Below are 570 nucleotides of genomic sequence, written 5' to 3' on the forward strand. Positions count from 1 at the left end.
TTCGCCATGACCGAAAACGTGGAGCTGGTCGCGTGAGTCTGGCCCTCGCGCACAAGCGCCGCACCATCGCCCTGGGAGGCGCCGCCATTACGGCGGCGGCTGTCTCCGCAGCTCTTCCCTACTCGCCGGCGGAAGCCTTGAGCAGCCCAGCCAATGCGCGCAAACACCTGTTGTTGCAGGAAGCGGCGTTGGACCAGGACCTGGCGCGAATCAGTGCCATCAATGGCCTGGCCGGGCGCCAGGCGCTCAAGCGTGAAGAGCTGCTGCCCAAGTACCAGGAATACGTTCAGCGCTACTGCGAATCGGGGCTGAATTTCCCGAATCGCGTTGCTGTTCAAGTCTTGATCTGGCTGTTCGATACCGCCCAGTTCGATGACGCCCTGGAACTGGCGGACTTCCTGATCGAACAGGGTCAGGAAATGCCGGAGCGGTTCAAACGCCGGGATATCCAGACCTTTGTTGCCGATGCCGTGTGCGAGTGGGCCTACGCCGAGTACACCGCCAAGCGCAGCCCGGAGCCTTACCTGTCCGACCTGCTGCCGCTTGTCGATGGCGAATGGAACCTGACCG

Annotated in this window: 1 protein-coding gene; it reads left to right on the plus strand. The window is 62.6% G+C overall.

Annotated elements, in window-relative coordinates:
- Positions 1–32: 32 nt before the first annotated feature.
- Positions 33–570: phage terminase small subunit (gpM, locus tag H097_RS23185; protein WP_032862715.1), on the plus strand; the 538-nt coding region annotated here is incomplete at its 3' end.

This window comes from Pseudomonas sp. FH4, assembly GCF_000510915.2.
In the GTDB taxonomy this organism is placed as follows: domain Bacteria; phylum Pseudomonadota; class Gammaproteobacteria; order Pseudomonadales; family Pseudomonadaceae; genus Aquipseudomonas; species Aquipseudomonas brenneri.